The sequence below is a fragment of the Pedobacter sp. BAL39 genome (genome assembly GCF_000170795.1).
In the GTDB taxonomy this organism is placed as follows: domain Bacteria; phylum Bacteroidota; class Bacteroidia; order Sphingobacteriales; family Sphingobacteriaceae; genus Pedobacter.
Map to the genome: position 1 here is coordinate 106,588 of NZ_ABCM01000009.1, position 20,251 is coordinate 126,838.

The 20,251-nt window shown below is 46.1% G+C and carries 15 protein-coding genes; 4 read left to right on the forward strand and 11 right to left on the reverse strand.

From position 1 onward, the window contains the following. Positions 1 to 69: 69 nt before the first annotated feature. From PBAL39_RS13235 to PBAL39_RS13260, 6 genes are all read right to left on the reverse strand, one after another. Positions 70 to 1,191: a FecR family protein gene (locus PBAL39_RS13235; RefSeq protein WP_008242235.1), complete on the reverse strand. Its 1,122-nt coding sequence runs from the start codon at positions 1,189 to 1,191 to the stop codon at positions 70 to 72. A 140-nt stretch (positions 1,192 to 1,331) separates the two neighbouring features. After that, positions 1,332 to 1,910: an RNA polymerase sigma factor gene (locus PBAL39_RS13240; RefSeq protein WP_008242239.1), complete on the reverse strand. Its 579-nt coding sequence runs from the start codon at positions 1,908 to 1,910 to the stop codon at positions 1,332 to 1,334. Positions 1,911 to 2,035: 125 nt separating this feature from the next. Further along, entirely contained in the window at positions 2,036 to 6,886 is a 4,851-nt protein-coding gene (locus PBAL39_RS24685; RefSeq protein WP_008242241.1) for a chemotaxis protein CheB, read from the reverse strand. 9 nt (positions 6,887 to 6,895) lie between these two features. Next, positions 6,896 to 8,425, reverse strand: a complete 1,530-nt coding sequence (locus PBAL39_RS13250) for a GAF domain-containing protein (RefSeq protein WP_008242243.1) — start codon at positions 8,423 to 8,425, stop codon at positions 6,896 to 6,898. Between the two features lie 216 nt (positions 8,426 to 8,641). After that, a complete protein-coding gene (locus tag PBAL39_RS13255) occupies positions 8,642 to 9,100 on the reverse strand; it encodes a GNAT family N-acetyltransferase (protein ID WP_008242245.1) in 459 nt (152 codons plus the stop codon). A 67-nt stretch (positions 9,101 to 9,167) separates the two neighbouring features. After that, complete coding sequence (locus tag PBAL39_RS13260; RefSeq protein ID WP_008242247.1) at positions 9,168 to 10,052, reverse strand: LysR family transcriptional regulator; 885 nt, start codon at positions 10,050 to 10,052, stop codon at positions 9,168 to 9,170. Positions 10,053 to 10,132: 80 nt separating this feature from the next. On the opposite strand from PBAL39_RS13260, the gene hutH reads away from it, so the two are divergent. Genes hutH through hutF form a run of 3 tightly spaced genes read left to right on the forward strand, consistent with a single transcriptional unit; the run spans position 10,133 to position 15,103 of the window. Further along, positions 10,133 to 11,704: a histidine ammonia-lyase gene (hutH, locus tag PBAL39_RS13265; RefSeq protein ID WP_008242248.1), complete on the forward strand. Its 1,572-nt coding sequence runs from the start codon at positions 10,133 to 10,135 to the stop codon at positions 11,702 to 11,704. A 49-nt stretch (positions 11,705 to 11,753) separates the two neighbouring features. Beyond that, complete coding sequence (locus tag PBAL39_RS13270; RefSeq protein WP_039866593.1) at positions 11,754 to 13,772, forward strand: urocanate hydratase; 2,019 nt, start codon at positions 11,754 to 11,756, stop codon at positions 13,770 to 13,772. Between the two features lie 11 nt (positions 13,773 to 13,783). After that, positions 13,784 to 15,103, forward strand: a complete 1,320-nt coding sequence (gene hutF, locus PBAL39_RS13275) for a formimidoylglutamate deiminase (RefSeq protein WP_008242252.1) — start codon at positions 13,784 to 13,786, stop codon at positions 15,101 to 15,103. On the opposite strand, the gene PBAL39_RS13280 is transcribed toward hutF, so the two are convergent. The 4 genes from PBAL39_RS13280 to PBAL39_RS13295 all read right to left on the reverse strand — a co-directional run bounded on the left by PBAL39_RS13280 (position 15,100) and on the right by PBAL39_RS13295 (position 17,875). Continuing rightward, positions 15,100 to 15,903, reverse strand: a complete 804-nt coding sequence (locus PBAL39_RS13280) for an N-formylglutamate amidohydrolase (protein ID WP_008242260.1) — start codon at positions 15,901 to 15,903, stop codon at positions 15,100 to 15,102. The two genes, hutF and PBAL39_RS13280, sit on opposite strands and share 4 nt — an antisense overlap. Before the next feature lie 219 nt (positions 15,904 to 16,122). After that, positions 16,123 to 16,659, reverse strand: coding sequence for a hypothetical protein (locus PBAL39_RS13285; protein WP_008242261.1), 537 nt, complete (start codon positions 16,657 to 16,659; stop codon positions 16,123 to 16,125). A gap of 165 nt (positions 16,660 to 16,824) precedes the next feature. Continuing rightward, a complete protein-coding gene (locus tag PBAL39_RS13290; RefSeq protein WP_008242263.1) occupies positions 16,825 to 17,331 on the reverse strand; it encodes a cupin domain-containing protein in 507 nt (168 codons plus the stop codon). Positions 17,332 to 17,524: 193 nt separating this feature from the next. Next, complete coding sequence (locus PBAL39_RS13295) at positions 17,525 to 17,875, reverse strand: helix-turn-helix domain-containing protein (RefSeq protein ID WP_008242264.1); 351 nt, start codon at positions 17,873 to 17,875, stop codon at positions 17,525 to 17,527. A gap of 92 nt (positions 17,876 to 17,967) precedes the next feature. Between PBAL39_RS13295 and PBAL39_RS13300 the strand changes: the two genes are divergently transcribed. Continuing rightward, positions 17,968 to 18,939 carry an aldo/keto reductase gene (locus PBAL39_RS13300; RefSeq protein ID WP_008242265.1) on the forward strand — a complete coding sequence of 324 codons (972 nt, stop codon included), beginning with the start codon at positions 17,968 to 17,970 and terminating at the stop codon, positions 18,937 to 18,939. A gap of 81 nt (positions 18,940 to 19,020) precedes the next feature. Here PBAL39_RS13300 and PBAL39_RS13305 read toward each other — a convergent pair whose 3' ends face one another. Beyond that, entirely contained in the window at positions 19,021 to 20,235 is a 1,215-nt protein-coding gene (locus tag PBAL39_RS13305; protein WP_008242266.1) for a DUF4374 domain-containing protein, read from the reverse strand. Positions 20,236 to 20,251 lie beyond the last annotated feature (16 nt).

Here is a 20,251-nt window from a genome sequence, read left to right on the forward strand (position 1 = left end):
AAATCCTGAATGGGGGCGCGCCAACGCTCCCTTTCTTTTTTTAGTTATCCCTTTATGGTAAGTAAAGTTTTATGGCATAACTAAAACCCTCCTTCCTTCTATTTTAAAATGAACTCCTCTGGTCATCTCCAGTGCGCGAAGCACTTCATATAGGTTTTTATTCCTTGATATAGATCCGCCGAACTGTAATTCGGCAATCGTTCCTTCATAACTCAGGTCCACATCGTACCAGCGACTGATCTGACGCATAATGGTGCGTAGGGAAGCACCCTCAAATACAAAATCACCATTTTTCCAGGCCATCGTCTGATAAATATCAGCTGAAAATATATTCACCATGCTACTGGTGACAACCGCCTGTTCACCTGGGTTCAGCACCTTAGTATCCTTCTCCGTATCAACAATTACACGTCCTTCAATCAGCGTGGTTTTTACTGTTGGTTCATCGGCATAAGCGTTCACGTTGAAATGAGTTCCGAGTACTTTGACTTCCTGTTTGTCGGTTTTCACGACAAAAGGATGGTCTTTATCCTTCGACACTTCAAAATAGGCCTCACCTTTCAGCATCACCTGACGTGTTTTCGACAGGGCAAAGCTGGCAGGATAAGTCAGTGTGGAAGCTGAATTCAGCCAAACCTTCGTCCCATCGGGCAGACGTAACTGATATTGACCGCCTTTAGGCGTCTCGAATGTATTGAATGAGGGCTTGTCGGAAGCACCTTGTTCCAATGCAGTATATACCAGCTCACCGTCTGCAGTTTTGGTGATGCTGATTCCAGATTGTCTGGCAATCTCCCCATTGCTGGCATCAGTAAGTGCAATCCGGTTTCCATCTGCCAGTGTCAGGTAGGCTTTATTGCTACCCGGTGTGATCCCGTTTTTCACCACCGCCTCTTCTATGCTCAATGGTTTTTGAAAAGAAGGATAGAAATAAATGCCCAATGTTAGCGCGATAAGGACAGATGCAGCTACGAAAATCCTCAGCCACAATTTCTTCTGAACGGATGCAGGCTCTTCCCGAAGGCCAAGAAATACCGTTTCCAAATCTTTGGAGCGTTCCTCAATCTCCAGTTCAGCAGGGCCTTCAGCTTCATAATGCAGATACCAGCTTTCCAGAAGCGCCAATTGCTCCTCTGTAGCGGTACCGTTTTTATAATGATCCAGAATTTGTTTGATCTCTTCTTTTTCCATGCGTTCTAATAGTAAGACAAGGGAATGAATACCATAGAGGTATCGGAAGATCAAAAAAAATTAACATTTTTTAACAAAACATTGCTGGCAACAGATTTGACCCATAAAAAGGAAATACTTTACCGTTGAAAAAGAACAGATTACCGATAGAAAAGAAAGAAAACATATACAAAAAGCCCAAGTTTCACCCGCAATACCCGTAATGTATTGGTCATTTGCTTTTTTATGGTTTGCTCCGACGTCCCCAGCTGCTCGGCAATCTCTTTATGGGTAAGGTGAGATTTCCTGCTGAGTTCAAAAACAAGTCTCATGCGTGGTGGTAGGGCGGCGATTTCTTTTTCAATTAGCTGTTTCAGCTGATTCTCACGGGCGCGGTAATCCGTCACTACAGGTTCTTCTTCAGCAAACTGATGAATGGAATTGATGTATTTTGTCTGTACTTCTTTACGGACAATCTGATTCAGAATATGGTTACGGACACTGGTGTACAGATATCCCGCCAGGTTGGTCTCCAGGCTAAGTTGCTCACGCTTTGCCCAAAGCATGGCAAATACTTCCTGAATGGCATCCTGCGCTTCTTCCCTATTCCTTGTTTTATTCCAGGCATGGTTATGCAGCACAAACTTATAACGGTGATAAATCTCAGTGTACGCAGTTCTGTCACCCAACTTCAATAAGACTGTCAGCTCGGCATCTGAAAGTGTACTGTACTCTAACATTATTTAATTGTCCCGGATAAATTATTGAAGCGTATACAATATTAACCATATTTTTCCCAAAAAGAATGAAAAGTGTGCAACAATCACCTTTCTTCAACCTAAATTTTGAAAATCGGGAGAAATATCTAACCGTTTGTCTGCGCTACATGAACCTGTTCATCAGGTTGTTTCAGCGGGATATTAAACCAAAATTCCGAGCCTTTGTTTTCTTCACTGTTGACTCCGATTGTACCGCCATGGCGTTCCACAATCTCCGAAGAAATATACAGTCCGAGACCAAGTCCAGAGAACATCACAGAAGATTCCTGCACACGGAAGAAACGGTCAAACACGTATTTAGCCTTATCCGAAGGAATGCCGATACCAAAATCACGGACAGCAACTCTGAGCATATCACCCTCTATTTCACTCGATATCAACACCTTGCCAGCCTCCGGTGAATATTTTATGGCATTCGATAGGAAGTTACGCACGACCTGTTCAATACGGTGCCTGTCTGCATACGCATCCACATCCACATACTGCTCAATGACCACCTCATGTTTTTCAGTATTCTGGAGATCATCCACACACTCTTCAATCAGTGTTTTTACATTAAACGTACTGAAATTGAACTGCATTTTTCCAGCCTGGATTTTGGTCACATCCAGCAGGTCATCAACAAGAAGGGTCAAGTTGCCGATCTGGCGGTTTGCTTTATTGATCAATCCAAGCACCTGTAGGTCGGACTTGTTCCGCTCGGCCACCTTCAGTGCAATCTGAAGGAAACCTTTCATACTGGTAATAGGTGTTTTCAATTCATGACTTGCGATGCTCATAAACTCATCTTTTTTCATCATGAGTTCCTTCGTTGCCTTCTGGCCTTTCACCAGTTCTGTCACGTCGAAACCAAAAAAGGCAATTCCATCCACCACGCCCTGATCGTTGTATACAGGGGTATAAATAAAATCAAACCAGCAGTCCTGATGTTCCCCTGATTCCGGATCTATCCGTTCCAGCAGGAAAGATTTCCCAATATGTGGCACGCCCGTTTTAAACACCTCTTCTTCTACCTCGTTGATACTTTCACCGGAAAGGCCAATCTTTACCTCGTGTGAAGATTTGCCAATATATTCATGGTCACCAAAAAATTCCCTGAAAGCATTGTTGACAAATTCATATACCAGGTTTTCCGTCCTGCGGATGGTGATCATCGCCGGCGCATTTTTGAAAATGCCATAAAACTCATCCTGCTGCTTTTTGATCAGCTTCTGAAGTTCCATACGTCGCTGTTCATTTTCTTTCTGTTCAGTAATATTGATGATGTAGGTAACGACCTCATTGGAGTCTTCGGCATCCAGCAGTGCAGAACCAATCAACACAGAAATCGAACGACCATCTCTATGGATGTATTTTTTCTCGAATGGCGGGCATACGCCATGCTCCTCAATCTGGCGCACAGCAGCCTGTCCAACTTCCATATATTCTTCAGGAGTAATCTGCTGCCAGCTGACCTGCTGATTTTCAATCTCTTCCCGTGTATAACCGATCATATTTACAAAGGCCTCATTGGCCGTCAGGATTTTCCCACTATACAGGTCTGAGAACAACATGCCAATTACATTGGAGTCAAAAACTTTCCTGAATTTGCGCTCGCTGCTGCTCAGCTTCTGTTCTGTATCAATCAGCCTGGTAATGTCGATCATGGAACCGACCATTCTGTATGGGGTCTGGTAATCATCATGCAGGATCGTCCCGCGATCAAGGATAGCGGCATACTCCCCATTGGATTTCAAGAACCGGTATTCTTCGGACCATTGTTTCTCATTTTGATTGATCGCAGCGAAGACGCTGTCCTTTACCCGCTTACGGTCATCAGGATGTATTTTATCAAACCAGAAGCCGATGTTGCTGGTCTCTTCGCTTCTTGAGTATCCAAACATGGAATCCATGTTATCACTCCTCCACATGGTATTGTCCACCAGGCTCCAGTCCCATATGGTGTCATTAGTTGCACGGGCCACTTCATTAAAGCGGTCTTCGCTGGCAGAGAGCTGCTGGGTACGTGCCCTCACTTTCTCCTCGAGTTCAGAATTAAGCGTTTTCAGTGTCTCACGGGCAACAATCAGCTCATTATAGTTTTTCTTAAGCCGCTGATCCGCAGCCTTGCGCTCCGTAATATCTGTGAGTGTGGCTGCAAATCCGTCAGACATCTTCACCGCCACCAGCTGATACCAGCGTTTGCTGCTATTCTGGAACTCGGTCTGCAATGATGTTCCCTTTTCTACTACATTCACATATTTCGCAAACAGATTCCCTTCAGTGAGCTCCGGCAACTGCTTCACCAACATGGTATTGCTCAGCTGCTCCCTGGTTTTATGCAGGAAGTCCAGGGCTACATCATTAAAAGAAACACATTTGAAATCTGTGATAAAATGATCCTGGTTGCGAACGGCCGTAAAAGCCAGTACTGCATTGAGACTGGCATTGAAAACACCGGTGATGATGTTGTTCAGCTCCGTAATGTGCGAGATGTCCACGAAGGTAATCACCACTCCATCGGTCTTTTTGTCCCTGCGTACGTAAGGCATGATGCGCATCAAACTGCGGTTGCCATTTTTCAACTGCACTTCTTTTTCCACCAGATGACCCGTCAGCAATACCGAACGGATGTCGCCAGTCAGGTTTTCGGCCTTGATGTTATTAGAAATGTGCTCAATAGAACGGCCGATATCCGCATCAATCAGGTTCACCATACTGATGGCTGCCGGATTGAACTTACGAATGTACAGGCTGGCATCCAGGAAAACCTGACCAATGTCGGTACTCCTGAAATAGTTGTCCAGGTCATCATTCAACTCCACGAGTTCCCTGATTTTCACCTGATGTTCCGTATTCAGGGTATGGAGTTCCTCATTCAACGACTGCAGCTCTTCATTGCTGGACTGTAGTTCTTCATTTGCGGATAACAGCTCTTCATTGCTGGACTGTAGCTCCTCATTGGTAGTTTCCATCTCCTCCACCGCCATCTGAAGGTTACTGCGGGTTTCGTTCAGCTCCGCCTCAAGCTCAAAAACATATTCATTCTGATGATCATTAGCTAGCATAGACATCACCAGGTCTTCCTTATCAGGAAGGGCCTCAACCGTACTTTCGCTGAACACAATCATGGTGTAGCCGCTTGAATTTCGGCCCTCCGGTGGTTGTATGGAAATGTTCAGGAATATATCTTCTTCTTCTCTGTTAAAGCGGATTCTTTTAAGGTGTGTCTTTTTGTTTTCCTTCCAGGACTTTCTTAAGGCCGTATTCAGCATGATCGATACCTCCCGGGGTACCATCTTCAGTATGTTCAGCTGAATCTTTTGATCCGGCAGCGACAAAAACCGGCGGTAGTTGCCCACAGCCTCCTGAATGATATAGGATTTATCAATAAATACCCCTACAAAACCCAGGTCTTCCGTCACAAACTGACTAAAGGTCTTTTCGATGGAGCTTAATGAGGTTTCCGCAGCACCGTTTTTGTTCTTCTCCTGCTGCGCAAGTAAACGGCTACCGGTATTATACGTATGATAACTGGAATAATTGATCGATCCGGACTTCTGATAGAATTTCCATTTGCTGGAGATCTCACGGATGCCATCCCTCAGTGCCGAAGCCGTCTCACTCGAACCTAAAAAGAGATACCCTCCCTGGTTCAGTGAAAAATGAAAAGTGGAAAGGATCTTTTCCTGCAGCACACTATTCACATAGATCAGCATATTGCGACACGTCACCATGTCATTTTTGATGAATGGAGGTGATTTGATGACGTCATGTTTCGCAAACACCACCTGCTTCCGTACTTCAGGCATCACCCCGTAATATTTTCCTTCCTTGATGAAATATTTGCTGAACAAGGCAGCAGGGATCTCCTTGGCAATACTTTCCGGATATTGGTTGCGCGAAGCAATCTCGATACTTTTCTCGTCAATATCTGTTGCAAAAATCTTTACATCCAGCTTCTTGCCAAGCCGTTCCATACATTCATTCACCAGAATGGCAATGGAATAAGCCTCCTGACCGGTGCTGCAGGCACATACCCATATTTTGAGGATATCATTATCGGCCTTAGCGCGAATGATATCCGGAAGAATCTTATCTGCCAGGACTTCATAAGCCTGCTGGTCCCTGAAGAATTTCGTCACGCCAATCAGGAAGTCCTGTCCAAGTACCTTCACCTCCTCCCTGTGATCACTCAAAAAGCGTACGTAATCTTTCAGGTTCTTCAACCCATTCTCGTTCATGCGTCGACCGATACGACGGATGATGGTTGGTGTTTTATAGAGGTTAAAATCATTACCACTCTGCTCATGCACCATACCGAAGATCTCGTCCAGGAGCTGTTCATCCAGCTTGCCATTTTCAAGTACCTTTACAGGCTCCTCATTTACATAGTTGAAGAGCTCCTGGTGCATATTTTCGGCAGCCAAGATATAATCTGCATTTCCTGAAGCAATGGCACTGTTCGGCATTCCGTCAAACTTTGCTGTTGCCGGATCCTGTACGATGACCATTCCTCCACATTCCTTGATGCTATGGATGCCTTTTGTTCCATCTGTTCCTGTACCGGACAAGATGATGGCAATGGCTTTCTCCTTTTTATCCTCTGCAAGCGTATGTAGAAAAGTATCAATGGCCGTATTTGGTGCTTTGGTAAGCGATTTATCCGCGAGCTTCAGCTTACCCTTGCTCACGGTCATCAGTTTATTGTTAGGGATGATGTACACACAGTCCTGCTGGATCACCATGTCGTGCGCCGCTTCAAACACCTTCATGTGTGTATGTTTAGCCACCAGCTCCACCAGCAGACTTTTATAATCAGACGACAAGTGCTGGATCACAATAAATGAAAAACTAGCACTTTGAGGCATGTGGTCAAAGAACTCATGTATGGCCTCCAGCCCACCTGCAGATGCACCAATTGCTACTATATATTTATCTTTCAACTCGCCCCTCATCGTTGTATCCTAGTTGTATAATTGTTTGGTTCTAAATTCAAATAAAAAGCTGCGCAGTACTGCGGCAATCTCTAACTCTTCCGGTGTGAATGGTTTGGCATGACGCATCACGGTCTGCTTCCACAATTTAAACGAATTGCGGGGATGGTATTTTTTACCGTCATTCTCAAAGGTAATCGCTTCATTCGGATCCCCGCCCCAGTTGATGGTTTCCACAACTTCAGGCCTGAAACAAACGACGTAATCTCCTTTGGCACTGTCGATGGGAATGACAAGCATCCCGCTTCCAACGGCAGCAAAGGTTTTTGCATCATCATATATACCGCTGAGGTGATCGGTAGCAAACACATCATTGATGTCCTTACCTTCGAGCCAGAGCATCAGGTTATCGATGTCATCGACCAGAGGAACTTCACCTTTCGTCTCTATTCGTCCATTGAGGATGACCACGGAGCCAGTAGCATCAAAAAGATCGAGAATATCCGGACCGTCCTCCGTTATAATGCCCGCTATAATGTCATCAGACTCGTAGATGCGATCGGCTAATGCCGCTCTTTTATGTTGGAGTTCCGTCGCAAAATCATAAGCTTCTTTATCAAGAATGCTGGAGATCTTTGCAGAGATCACCGTAGAAAGCCATTCAAAAACTGAACAGACTTCATAATCCAGGTATTTCTCTTCAATATGGTGGCAGGAAATCAGCCCCCAAAGCTGTCCATTGCGGATGACCCTGAAAGACATCGAAGCCTTGATGTTCATATTTTTCATGTATTCCAGGTGCACCGCTACTACCCCCCTGAGGTTACAATCCGACAGGTCAATAAATGAATTTGTAATGGAATTCAAAACGGGGTACAAACGGATCGGCTGATAGTCACGGCTGGGAATTAGGCGATAGGGATTCTTAAGGTACAGTTGCCGCGCCTGCCTCGGTACATCAGATGCAGGAAAAGTCTGCCCGATATATTTTTCCAGACGGTCATCTTTCTCTTCCGCAATCACAGAACCATTCCAGTCCTTGTCAAACTGATACATGAGGATGCCATCAAAACCTGAGATCTTGCGCAGCTCATGGACAGCAACTTCGCAGACCTCTTTCACCGTCGCCGCCTGATCGATGGCCGCAATAATTTGTTTGACTTCCTGAAAAACATCCGCAAAAGACCTGTTGGTTTCTACTGTCGCTTTTTCCATTTCCAACAGCAAATAGTCTGCTTTAATATGCATCAAAGCATGAAACTGATCTTGGGATGCCTCAGTATTAAAGGAAAGACTAAAAGGGATTTTCTGCGTTACCCCCTTTTTCAGGAATTCCCTGATCTTTTCAAAATCTGTATCAATGATATATTCTGAGAAACTGGAATTGATAATCTCCTGAACGGGTTTTCCAGTGATGGCATCTGTATTCTCACTAGCCTGGATCACTTTAAGGTCCTCAATATCAAGTATGAGCAGATATCCGTAATCTTGTATTAAATTGATGTGCTGCAAAGGTAAACTTCCGCAAAAGTCAGAATCAAAGTTTTTTTTCTCAGCCATTTAGTCGTTTGAGGTTTATGCTCACAATTTTATTAATTCCTTAAAGGAGTAAGTGTTTGTTTGAGAAGGCGTTCTCGCTTTTTTTATCACCAAATAATGTACCAAAAAGACACTTCATTAAGGCAAGATTGCATCTTTCAGCATTTGGTTCGACTTGCTAAAATATACATTTAAAGACAACACGAGAAATGAACTGGCCCTGATCAGGTAAAAATTTCATGGCATATCCTTGGGTGGGGTCATTTTCATGACATATTTATCCAATCCCTTTGCAAAACCATTGGGGACGATGGCAATGGTATCAAAACCGAGGCCTTTATAAAACCCAGCTGTAAATTGTGAAGTATCAACTTTATAGGTACGGTCTGGGAATTGATGCTTCATGACATCGAGCCTGAATAGCGTCAGCGCTTTTCCAATTCCCTTTTTATGAAAATCTGCGTGCACCATCCCCCAGGATAATCCCACCTCATCGCTCTGCTGATCAAGGAATATACCGCCACATCCAACCACCTCCCCTTCTTCCTGTATCAAATAATAATTGTCATCAATATCATGGTCCAGGAAGTCGGCAAAAAGCTGCAATTCCTCTTCCGCAAAAAACTTCGGTTGATTGCTTTTGAAAATAACGATGCAACGCGCTCTAAATGCAGGTGTATATTTTATAATGTCCATTTCAATTCTGCCTAGATGTTGCAGGAGTGACTAATATAAGCCGAATATCACATCAACAAAGAAGGAATCAGGTATTCAGCAGCGCGATGGCATTCTTCAATACCGGGTTCCTGTTGGTCTTTTTCCAGATCACTGATAACTCCGACTGCTGCCTGATGCCTTTGATCTCGTAAAATTTTACATCAAGGCTATAGCCATACTTCAGGGAGCTCGGCACAATTGCGACTCCAAACCCTTCTTCGACCAGCTTGAAGATCGTCAACGCATGTACCGACCGGTGAAAGACTTTTGGCCGGAACCCCTGGTCTTCACATATGCTCATGATCAGCTCAAAGTAAATCGGACTGTCGTCACTAGAGAAGAAAATAAAGGGCTCATTGCTAAGCTGGGCAATATTACTAAAGTCGGCTTCTTTCAGCGGATAGTTTTTAGGCAGCACCACAGAAAATGAATCCGTCAGCACCAGCTTTCTCTCCATAGTCTCCGGCACACGGGGCAGGCGTACAAACCCCAGGTCGAGCTTTCCCTTGTCTACCAGCTCCAGCTGCATCTTATTCGACAGTTCTTCCAGACTGGTCTGTATCCCGGGATAATCTTTGTTCAGTTTCAACAGCAGCTCTGGCAAGATCTTCTGCGCAGCAGAGCCCAGGAAACCAATCCGCAGTTCCGCTTCCTTACCCTCCTGAATGTTCTCCAGCCTTGTTTTTACCATATCCAGATGATTGAATATAAAATCCACCTCGCCCTTTAGGTAACGTCCGGCTTCCGTCAGCTCCACCTTCCGCTTGCTACGGTCGAACAGAGAGACCTTCAGGATCTCTTCCATCTGCTGGATCTGCCGGGTAAGGCCGGGCTGCGATATAAACAGCTTCTCCGCCGCTGTCCGGAATTTCAATTCCTCCGCCAGTACCTGGAAATATTTAAGATGCCGAAGATCTATCTGATAACCCACAGTTATTAGTTATTGATGTAAATGGTATTTATAAGCATCAAAACTATGGAATATCTTTGTTAAGATAAAACGAAAACCACGTGGAAAAGACATTTCAATACGGCATAGATTACCTCAGTGCAAAAAAGGCACTTGCAATCAGTAAAGGACTGATAAAAGGCATTTTAAACGATGAAACCCGTCAGAAAGTAAGACGCAGCAGCAGCATAGTGGAACACATCTCCATGTCGGACAAAGCGGTATACGGAATCAATACAGGTTTTGGCCCGCTCTGCACCACCATGATCTCCAAAGAAGATACCGTTAAGCTGCAGGAGAACATCCTGAAAAGCCATGCGGTAGGTATCGGTGAACCTGTGGCGGACGAAATCGCAGCACTAATGCTCGTCTTAAAAATACAGGCGCTGGCACAGGGATATTCGGGGATTCAGGAAAGCACACTCGACCGGATCATCTGGCACCTGGAAAACGGCGCCATTCCCATTGTGCCCATACAAGGTTCTGTAGGCGCTTCCGGTGACCTGGCACCACTCTCCCATTTGTTCCTGCCATTGATTGGCCTTGGTAAAGTACGCCACCAGGGTATCATCATCAGCACTGCAGAATTGTTTGAACAACATCAACTCCAACCCATTGCCTTGGGAGCCAAAGAAGGACTCGCTTTAATCAACGGCACCCAATTTATTGCTGCACATGCGGTAAAGGTAGTCGAGAAGATGCAGCAACTGCTGGATTCAGCAGACATCACTGCCGCACTGATGCTGGAAGGATTAATGGGTTCCACCAAACCCTTTAGTGCTGAGCTGCACCAGCTCAGGCCTTTCAAGGGAAATATACATGTTGCTGCCAGTATGACGAACCTACTGAGGGATTCCGAAATTGTAGCCGACCATGCCAACTGTGCTCGTGTGCAGGATCCCTACTCCCTGCGTTGTATCCCACAGGTACATGGTGCTTCCCGGACCGCATGGTTACACCTCAAAGAACTGCTGGAAGTGGAACTCAATTCCGTAACCGATAATCCTGTGATCTTCACCGAGGAGCTCACCATAAGTGGAGGCAATTTTCACGGGCAGCCGCTGGCAATGGCGCTCGACTATGCCTGTCTGGCGATCTCTGAAATCGGAAACATCTCCGACCGCCGCATCTACCTGTCGCTGGAAGGCAATACTCCAGGGGTGCCTAAGCTATTGTTAAAGGATACGGGACTGAACTCTGGCTTCATGATCCTCCAATATACATCCGCCGCGTTGGCCAGCGAAAACAAAGGACTGTGCTTCCCTTCAAGTGCAGATAGCATCCCAACATCACTGGGCCAGGAAGACCATGTCAGCATGGGCTCCATCAGCGGGCGCAAAGCCTTGCAGGTATTGGGCAATGTAGAAAAGATCCTGGGCATTGAGCTGTTCTCGGCAACACAGGCCATGGAGTTTCATGCGCCCTTAAAATCCAGCAAAGTACTGAACACCATACTGGCACATGTCCGTCAACATATTCCATTTATCACTGAAGATCAGGTAATGTATGACTTTATGGAACAGTGCATTGAATTTATAAAGGAGGGGCGCCTTCCTCAACTGGTAAAGGAGCTCTCGGCAAAGGAACAACTGTCGCAGGACACCCCGTATTCCGGACTTTTCGAAACCTATTAGTCTTCATCTGGAGCCAGTAACCGAAACCATGACCTTTCAAAACGAAACCATGACCTTTCAAGAACAAATCAAACAAGGTATCCCAGAGGTACTTCCTCCGGCGAAACCTTACCACAGCAGTGCCAACCACGCACCCAAACGAAAAGACATCCTCAGTCCGGAAGAAAAAAAACTCAGCCTCAGAAACGCGCTGCGCTATTTCCCCGAGGCGTGGCACGCGGACTTGGCGCCAGAATTTCTGCATGAGCTGAATACTTATGGAAGGATCTACATGCACCGCTTCCGGCCCGGCTACGAAATGTATGCACGTCCTTTTAGCGAGTATCCTGCGGAAAGCAGCGCGGCGGCATGCATCATGCTGATGATCCAGAACAACCTGAACCCTGCAGTGGCCCAGCATCCAGAGGAGCTCATCACCTATGGCGGCAATGGCAGTGTGTTTCAGAACTGGGCGCAATACCTGCTGGTGATGCAGTATTTATCAAAGATGTCCGACGAACAAACCCTGCACATTTACAGCGGTCACCCTATGGGGCTATTTCCATCACCTGCCGCAGCTCCACGCGTGGTGGTCAGCAATGGAATGATGATTCCCAATTACTCCAAACCGGATGACCTGGAGCGCTACAACGCACTTGGCGTAACGCAATACGGACAGATGACTGCCGGATCATATATGTATATCGGGCCGCAGGGGATTGTTCATGGAACGACCATCACCATCACGAATGCCTTTCGTAAGCAGCTGAAAGCAGGGGAAACACCGGCTGGAAAACTATTTCTTACTGCCGGACTGGGCGGCATGAGTGGTGCGCAAACCAAAGCTGGAAATATCGCCGGCTGTATCACTGTGTGCGCCGAAGTCAACCCAACCGCCGCAAAAAAACGTCATGCCCAAGGCTGGGTAGATGAGCTCATGGAAGACATCAACCTGCTCCTGACACGCATCAGGGTCGCAAAAGCAAACAGCGAAGTAGTATCCATAGCCTATATCGGCAACGTGGTAGAAGTATGGGAAGCATTGGCAGAAGCAGGTATAATGGTAGAAATCGGGTCCGACCAAACCTCGCTCCACAATCCATGGTCTGGAGGTTACTACCCTGCCGGCATCAGTTATGAGCAGGCAAATGTCATGATGGCCGCGGATCCGGAAAACTTCAGACAACTGGTGCAGGAATCTTTAAGAAGACATGCCTCAGCCATTGCCCTTCATGCCGCAAAGGGCACTTATTTCTTCGACTACGGCAATGCGTTTCTATTAGAATGCAGTCGCGCAGGTGCCGATGTTATGGCTGCTGATGGTATCAATTTCAAATATCCATCCTATGTTCAGGACATCCTGGGTCCGATGTGTTTCGACTATGGCTTTGGCCCTTTCCGATGGGTATGCAGCTCCGGAGAAGAGTCAGACCTCGCCCTCAGTGATCAGCTGGCGCTGGAGGTACTGGAAGAAATCAAAGCAACTGCTCCTACAGAAATCAGGCAGCAGCTGGAGGACAACATCAACTGGATCCGCGCTGCGGCCGAGAATAAACTGGTGGTAGGTTCACAGGCGAGAATCCTCTATGCCGATGCGGAAGGAAGGATGAAAATTGCTGAACGGTTCAATACCCATGTTAAAAATGGCATGCTGAAAGCGCCCATTGTCCTGGGCCGCGACCACCACGATGTGAGTGGCACAGATTCGCCCTACAGGGAAACCAGCAACATTTATGATGGCAGCAGGTTTACAGCAGACATGGCCATTCAGAATGTCATTGGCGACAGCTTCAGGGGTGCCAGCTGGGTGTCCATACATAATGGTGGTGGCGTAGGCTGGGGTGAGGTGATCAATGGCGGTTTTGGACTGGTGCTGGATGGTTCGGCTTCCGCTAACGAACGGCTAAAAAGCATGTTGCTTTTTGATGTCAACAATGGCATTGCCAGACGCAGCTGGGCACGGAACACGGAGGCAGGATTTGCCATCCGCAGAGAAATGGCCCGTACCCCCGGACTGGAAGTTACACTGCCCAACCTGGTCGACGATCAGCTACTGGAAGGACTGGACAACTGGCATAAAAATTCATAACGCACATAAAGATGAACTATTATAAATTCACTGCAATCCGTTTAGCAGATTCCTGGCTCAGTCCCGCTTACGTAGGAATTACAGCTGATGGAACGATCGGCTACCTATCGGGAACCGGTCCTACCGATATTGAAGCAACTCAGGTGACCACAGTAAATGGTGCCGTGGTGCCCGGCTTTCAGAACGCTCACTCCCATGCTTTTCAGTATGGCATGGTGGGCGCTGCAGAACAACATCAGCATGGTGCAACAGATGATTTCTGGAGCTGGAGGGAAGCGATGTACCAATGTGCGCTTCGATTTAATCCTCAGCAGGTGCAGGATGTCGCTACAGCGCTCTATCGGGAAATGCTTCGGAATGGCTATACTCATGTGGCTGAATTTCATTACCTCCATCATGACGAACAAGGTAAACCTTACGACAACCCCGCCGAAATCGGCGAGCGCCTGATTCATGCGGCAGCAACGGCTGGCATTAAGATCACCCTGGTACCGGTTTTTTATCAGAAAGGTAACTTCGGACAAGCTCCACAAGAGCGCCAGCGCCGGTTTATCTCCAAAACTACTGATGATTACTTCCGGTTGCTGGAAAACAGTAAGCAAGCAACATCGTGGTATAAGGACGCGCGACTAGGCTATGGGGTTCATTCACTTCGTGCCGTTGATGGCCGGGATATCATTGAAACAGTCGCCCAGGGGCCTCAGGACCTGCCTTTTCATCTTCATGCTGCGGAGCAATTAAAAGAGATCGGTGATTCGCAGTCCTACCTCGGCAAACGTCCAGTGGAATGGCTGCTGGACAACCTCCCTCTGGATCGTCGATTTCACGTGGTGCACTGCACGCACATGACCGAAGAAGAAACCAGACTCCTGGCACAATCGGGCGCCAACGTAGTCCTTTGCCCCGGAACTGAAGGCAACCTTGGCGACGGCATCTTTAACCTGAGCAGCTATGCTAACCATGGAGGTTCCTGGTCTATAGGCACCGATAGTCACATCAGCCTCAACCCCCTGGAAGACCTGCGCTGGCTGGACTATGCACAACGGCTGATCAGTCATAAGCGAAATACCTTTGCAGATGGTGCAGTCACGCTGATGGATACAACCCTCCAGGCCGGACGACGGGCCATGGGCACTGTAGAAAAAGAAGATTTTCCTTACTTTGAAATTGGAAAGCCATTTGACGCGGCGGTATATGATCTTGAACATCCTATGCTTTCACAAGCTCCGCTCAGACATCTCTTATCCACAATCGTCTACGCCGGAGGTACCAGTTTATTAATGGGAACCATCGTTAACGGCCAGTGGACCTATCAGAAAAACAGGTTCTAGTGGTTATCGAGCTCCCTGTTTAACGCAATGAAAGCCTCCCGAAGCAATTGTTGCATCTCCGCAGCCCTGCTCTCGCTGTAGGATGTCTCAGCATCATCCATATATTTATCTTTTGACATCTCCAGCTGCAAGGCATACTGCCCTTCCCCCGGTTTACCGAAAGAACGGGTGATGTAACCACCTTTAAAAGGGTGGTTTTCCTGCACATTCAAGCCCGTAGAAGCAAGTACTGCAGCGGCCAGTGCAGTCAGCTCCGGTGCTGCGGAACTTCCATCCACGCTGCCAAGTACCAGGTCTGGAAACGGATGCTCAGCGATGGCTGGCACATGACGACGGATAGAGTGACAATCCCAAAGCAGGGCTTTCCCAAACTGAGCTTTGGTGATGTTCAGAAGTTCCTGTACCTTCTGATGGTAAGGGTCAAAATAAAGGGATTTCCTCCTGTACATCTCTATAGGATCTACAGACTTGCGCTCATCCTTGTAAATGGGCGATCCCGAAAAATCGGTGCTTGTACACAAGGAGGTGATGACACGTCCATCGTTATAAAGGGGAATATTTTCAGGATTTCTGTTCAGGTCGATCACCCACCTGCTGTGAACTGCGGAGATCGTCATCATTCCCAGGTCATTGGCAAACCGGTACAGCTGATCTACAAACCAGTCTGTATCATCCGGTGGCAACAGCTCCTCTTTGAACTCCTGCACCAACTCCTCCGGAAAGGCTGTTCCGCAATGTGGGATGCTGAGCACAATCGGCGAGGTCAGCTGCGCTGGTAACGTGATTTTGTAAATCTCCATAAACAAATGTAGCTAAAAAAAACCTTGCTAATTTGCCTTCAGAGCCCATTTATACCAGATCTTGCGGTGCAATTGAAAAAAAGTTATTTTTTTTAAAACCTTTTTGACCTTACTAGCGTTTATATATCCAGAGAGCGTTAATTAGGGGGTTACATCGAAAGGTGAACCCTCTTTTTTATGCCTTAGATTTTCATTTTGCATTCAGGTATGTCTTCATCATCATTCCACCTTAACTTCTTCCGCCACGCGTTTGATGAAAAGATAATTTACCGTCCCACCAATCACCGCACCAACCACGGGCACCAGTCGTCTGGCGGCTCTTGACCCTATCCCCATCAGAATTTTCTCAGCAACTTCTTCCATAATATTTTTGGAGATGGCCAGCTTGGCATCTGCTTTTACAGACGAGGCCACGATCTTAAAGAAATCCTCAAATCGAATGCTGTAACGACCAGTAGTGTGGTAGGAAATGGCTAGTGTGACCCTAAACTGCTGGGTGATTAAGTTGATCACATCAAGCGGCATACCAATCACCGCAGTGCCCAGTCCGCCGATACCAGTAATGACGCCTGAGCCGGCGGCCATCAGTGCACATTGATTGATGAACCTATCAATTCCCATGCTATCCACCCCTTTTTTTATTCCAAGCTGGTCAATGTGTTTGAAGATCTGTTGAAAGCCTCCCGTGGCCAGATCACTGATACCAGTTTTAAGATCCGCCTTCACTTTTCTCATATTCAATCCCGGTAATTTCATGGTATTAATTTTAAGTACACCTGACAGGTACTACTTTCATGCCAATAAAATCCGCTATACTGATCATTCAACAGCCCGCCGAAAGGATTTAAAGAAAGGAGTGATCAAATGAAGGGTCAAATTGAGTATTTAAAATGAATGGTTAAAACGAGTGTATAAAGACTACTAGCCTTTAAGAAAATAGTCTGGAGGATACATCTTCTGTCCGTATTTCTGCGCAACTTCCTGGATATGCTTCAGACCTTCCTCGTCCAAAGGCGGTGGTGGCAGAAATTCATTTTCACGAACGGGTACACCAATTTCCAGGAACATTTCTTCCAGGCCTGACGGAACCACCACACAAAGCAGTTTTGCTAAATGATCAGACTTGTTCTTAAAACCATGTACAATGCCACCCTTTGGGATCGAAATGTAACTGCCCTTACCAGCGGTATATATTCCTTCTTCCGACTGCACCTCCACCTCTCCTTCCAGCACGTAAAAAGATTCCTGAAAATCAGGATGTGCATGTGGCCCAGGACCACCACCGGAAGGCACATGCATCTCAATAGTTGCAAATGCCCCGCCGGTCTCTGCTCCCGAAATCAACACCCGGTAATTCCCGCCAGCCACGGCAAGATGCGTGCCCTCATGAGCACTTAACGTTACGATGGTATCTTTAGCCTTTTCCATGATTGTAAATTGAAGATTAACAAGTAATTGACAATATACGGATCATACTGTTTGAAAAAAATGATTTATCCGATGCTTATTATTCAACACGCCAATTGTTGCAAGGCAGTGGTGAGTTGTAAACGCGATGATAGTATCTATAAAAACACACAATAGCTTGCAATTTATATACTCGGTTTTATCATGGTATTATTCAGACTGGGAGAAATAATGGTTCTAATACCTCACGATGAGTTTCTCCCCATTGTGCAGTCACCTCGATCACGGGAATCAGGCTCTTGCCCAACTCCGTCAATTCGTATTCTACCTTTAATGGCAACTGATTGAAAGTAATTTTGGAGATGATGCCTTGCTGGAGCAGCTGTTTCAGTTGTGAGTCCAGTATACGCCTTGATGCTTTAGGCATATGGCGGTGTAGTGCTCCCGGTCTTTTTATGCCTGAGTAGATACACCAGATCAGGCCGATCTTCCATTTCCCGCTCATCACTTCCATAAACAGGTGAAGGCCACATTCAAGCTGGACAGGTATCTTTCTTTCGTACATACCCCCAAATATAGGTCATCAGATTGTCTTATCCGATAGGGCTGAATTTAGCCATACTTGACTTTCCAGCATAACCCTTCGACCTTTGGAAGATGAAAAATAAACTATTCGGATTACATACTGGCCTGCCTGCCAGCGAACTGATACTTGGCGCTGCAAACTTTGGCAGTCGACGTCGATATGGCGCCAGTCCTGAGGAAATTGAAAAAATCCTGACTACCTACACCGATGCCGGTGGCAACTTTATTGACATAGCCGATCAGTACCAACTTGGAGAAGCGGAGGAAGTCATCGGGAAGTTCTTAGCTGGTCAGCGCGAAAACTTTATCATCTGCACCAAGTATACCAGGAGCAGTGAAAAAGAGCCTTCCTTTCAGAATTCCGGCAACCACCGTAAAGCCATGAGACAGGGTATCGAAGCCAGCCTTAAGCGGCTAAAAACAGATTACATCGACATCTATATGCCACATTATGATGATGGATACACACCAATAGATGAAATTGTACGCGGACTGGAAGACCTGGTAAAATCTGGAAAAGTTCTTTTTACCGGACTGGCCAATTTTCCTGCATGGAAAGCAGCTGCAATTGCAACTACGCTCCCACTGGCTGCATTGCAAATCGAGTATAACCTGGTGCAAAGAGTAGCAGAAAGAGAATTAATCCGGATGGCCGATCATTTCGGATTGGGCAAAATGTTTTATTCGCCCTTAGCAGGAGGATTGTTGACTGGGAAATACCGTCATGGTCAGTCGGGGCGCCTGAATGTACTTTCTCCAGATGGTGAAAAAGAAAGCGACACGACCAGGGTCATTATTGATGCCCTGGAACAGATCTCTGCTGAACTTGAAGCCAGCCCGGCACAAGTGGCGCTGGCATGGACACTGACTAAAAATGCCTTTCCCATCATTGGAGCCAGAGATCTTTCCCAACTCAATGAAAGTCTGAAAGTTTTAGAAGTAAAGTTATGTCCAGAGCATATACAACATCTGGACGCAATCAGTGCTATCCAGTTAGGGTATCCTCATGATTTGCTCAAAAGTGTACAGCCAAAATTTGACTAAAATCGAAAATCTCCCAAATGCAACAACACCTCTTCTAAATCAGATTTAAAAGAGGTGTTGTTCAAAAAGCAGATTAAACTATTATTTTAATCTCGCGATGGACTTAACATAAGTAGCATCAACAATAGCTCCTTTTGTAGCGGTAGCCGTTGCAACATCAATCTGATAAATATTATTAACGCTATTCACAACAGCGGTAGCATATACTTTACCATCATCATATAACACATCTTCAGCACCAGAATACGTAGGTGAATTCCTTACGGCAGTGATTTGTTTTGTCACAAGGTCAACGATTGCAAATTTCAGGTTGTCACTGGTCCACTGACTAGCCTGCGCACCTGTGCTGATCTGAGCAAACAGCTTATTGTTGCCAATATAAGCAGCACGTACAATTCTTCCGCCATTGGTAGCCTGTGCAGTATTGAAGTAATATGATTGGTCAAACTCACTGCTTCCAGCAGCAATTTTAAGGATACCCGCATCTTTTGTAGACTGGGAGAAACCGTAGCCATTATGAGACACGGTATAGATGTCGCCAGATTCTGTCATAAAAATCCCGGAGCGCATGAAAAATGTTCCTGCCGGCCCCACACGTGTATCTCTGATCACTTTCTGAAACTGAAAATCAGGATAGCTGTAAACAGCCACTGTTACTTCATTTGTTTTAGTAGTTGCCCATGAAATTTTATCAAATGCGAAGAACGTTTGGAATGCCTGGTTACCACGAACCACAATACCCGAGTTCCTCCACCAGTCTGTACCATTTATTGGAGATACCGATTGCATCGGCACATTTACCCTTTTTGTAATGGCGTTTGAAGCCACATCAACAGTTACAAATTCTGCATTTGTACCTTCAGTTTCACTACCTGGCATATTGACCACCAACATGGACTTACCTGTGCCATCCAAATCTTTCAACTCATCTGCAGCACGACCGAAATTCAGCCCTGTTCTAGTTGCAATCTTATTAGATGCATCAAGATATAAACCATCAACAGCTGTTACCCCAAGTCCGCCGATGCTGAAGAAGAAACTTCCGATCTTCACATAGTCACGGTATCCTTCCTGAAGTAACCCCTTACCCACTAGCGATAAGGTCCCATTCATCAGGTCGTTGGTAGGCAACACATAATTGGTGCTTTCCCCATTGGCTGTAACACCCAGCCCCAGGACATACACTTTGTCACCTGTTATTTCTTCATTGCTGACTTTGTCTTTGCTACATGAAGTTACAGCTATTGTAAGGGCAGCCAACAGCACTGCACTCAAAGATTGTCTAATTGTTTTCATTTCTTATTTAATTAAT

Coding starts and splice junctions, on each gene's coding strand:
- PBAL39_RS13235 (WP_008242235.1), bottom strand. CDS start 1,191: ATGGAAAAAGAAGAGATCAAACAAATTCTGGATCATTATAAAAACGGT.
- PBAL39_RS13240 (WP_008242239.1), bottom strand. CDS start 1,910: ATGTTAGAGTACAGTACACTTTCAGATGCCGAGCTGACAGTCTTATTG.
- PBAL39_RS24685 (WP_008242241.1), bottom strand. CDS start 6,886: ATGAGGGGCGAGTTGAAAGATAAATATATAGTAGCAATTGGTGCATCT.
- PBAL39_RS13250 (WP_008242243.1), bottom strand. CDS start 8,425: ATGGCTGAGAAAAAAAACTTTGATTCTGACTTTTGCGGAAGTTTACCT.
- PBAL39_RS13255 (WP_008242245.1), bottom strand. CDS start 9,100: ATGGACATTATAAAATATACACCTGCATTTAGAGCGCGTTGCATCGTT.
- PBAL39_RS13270 (WP_039866593.1), top strand. CDS start 11,754: ATGACCTTTCAAGAACAAATCAAACAAGGTATCCCAGAGGTACTTCCT.
- hutF (WP_008242252.1), top strand. CDS start 13,784: ATGAACTATTATAAATTCACTGCAATCCGTTTAGCAGATTCCTGGCTC.
- PBAL39_RS13280 (WP_008242260.1), bottom strand. CDS start 15,903: ATGGAGATTTACAAAATCACGTTACCAGCGCAGCTGACCTCGCCGATT.
- PBAL39_RS13285 (WP_008242261.1), bottom strand. CDS start 16,659: ATGAAATTACCGGGATTGAATATGAGAAAAGTGAAGGCGGATCTTAAA.
- PBAL39_RS13290 (WP_008242263.1), bottom strand. CDS start 17,331: ATGGAAAAGGCTAAAGATACCATCGTAACGTTAAGTGCTCATGAGGGC.
- PBAL39_RS13295 (WP_008242264.1), bottom strand. CDS start 17,875: ATGTACGAAAGAAAGATACCTGTCCAGCTTGAATGTGGCCTTCACCTG.
- PBAL39_RS13300 (WP_008242265.1), top strand. CDS start 17,968: ATGAAAAATAAACTATTCGGATTACATACTGGCCTGCCTGCCAGCGAA.
- PBAL39_RS13305 (WP_008242266.1), bottom strand. CDS start 20,235: ATGAAAACAATTAGACAATCTTTGAGTGCAGTGCTGTTGGCTGCCCTT.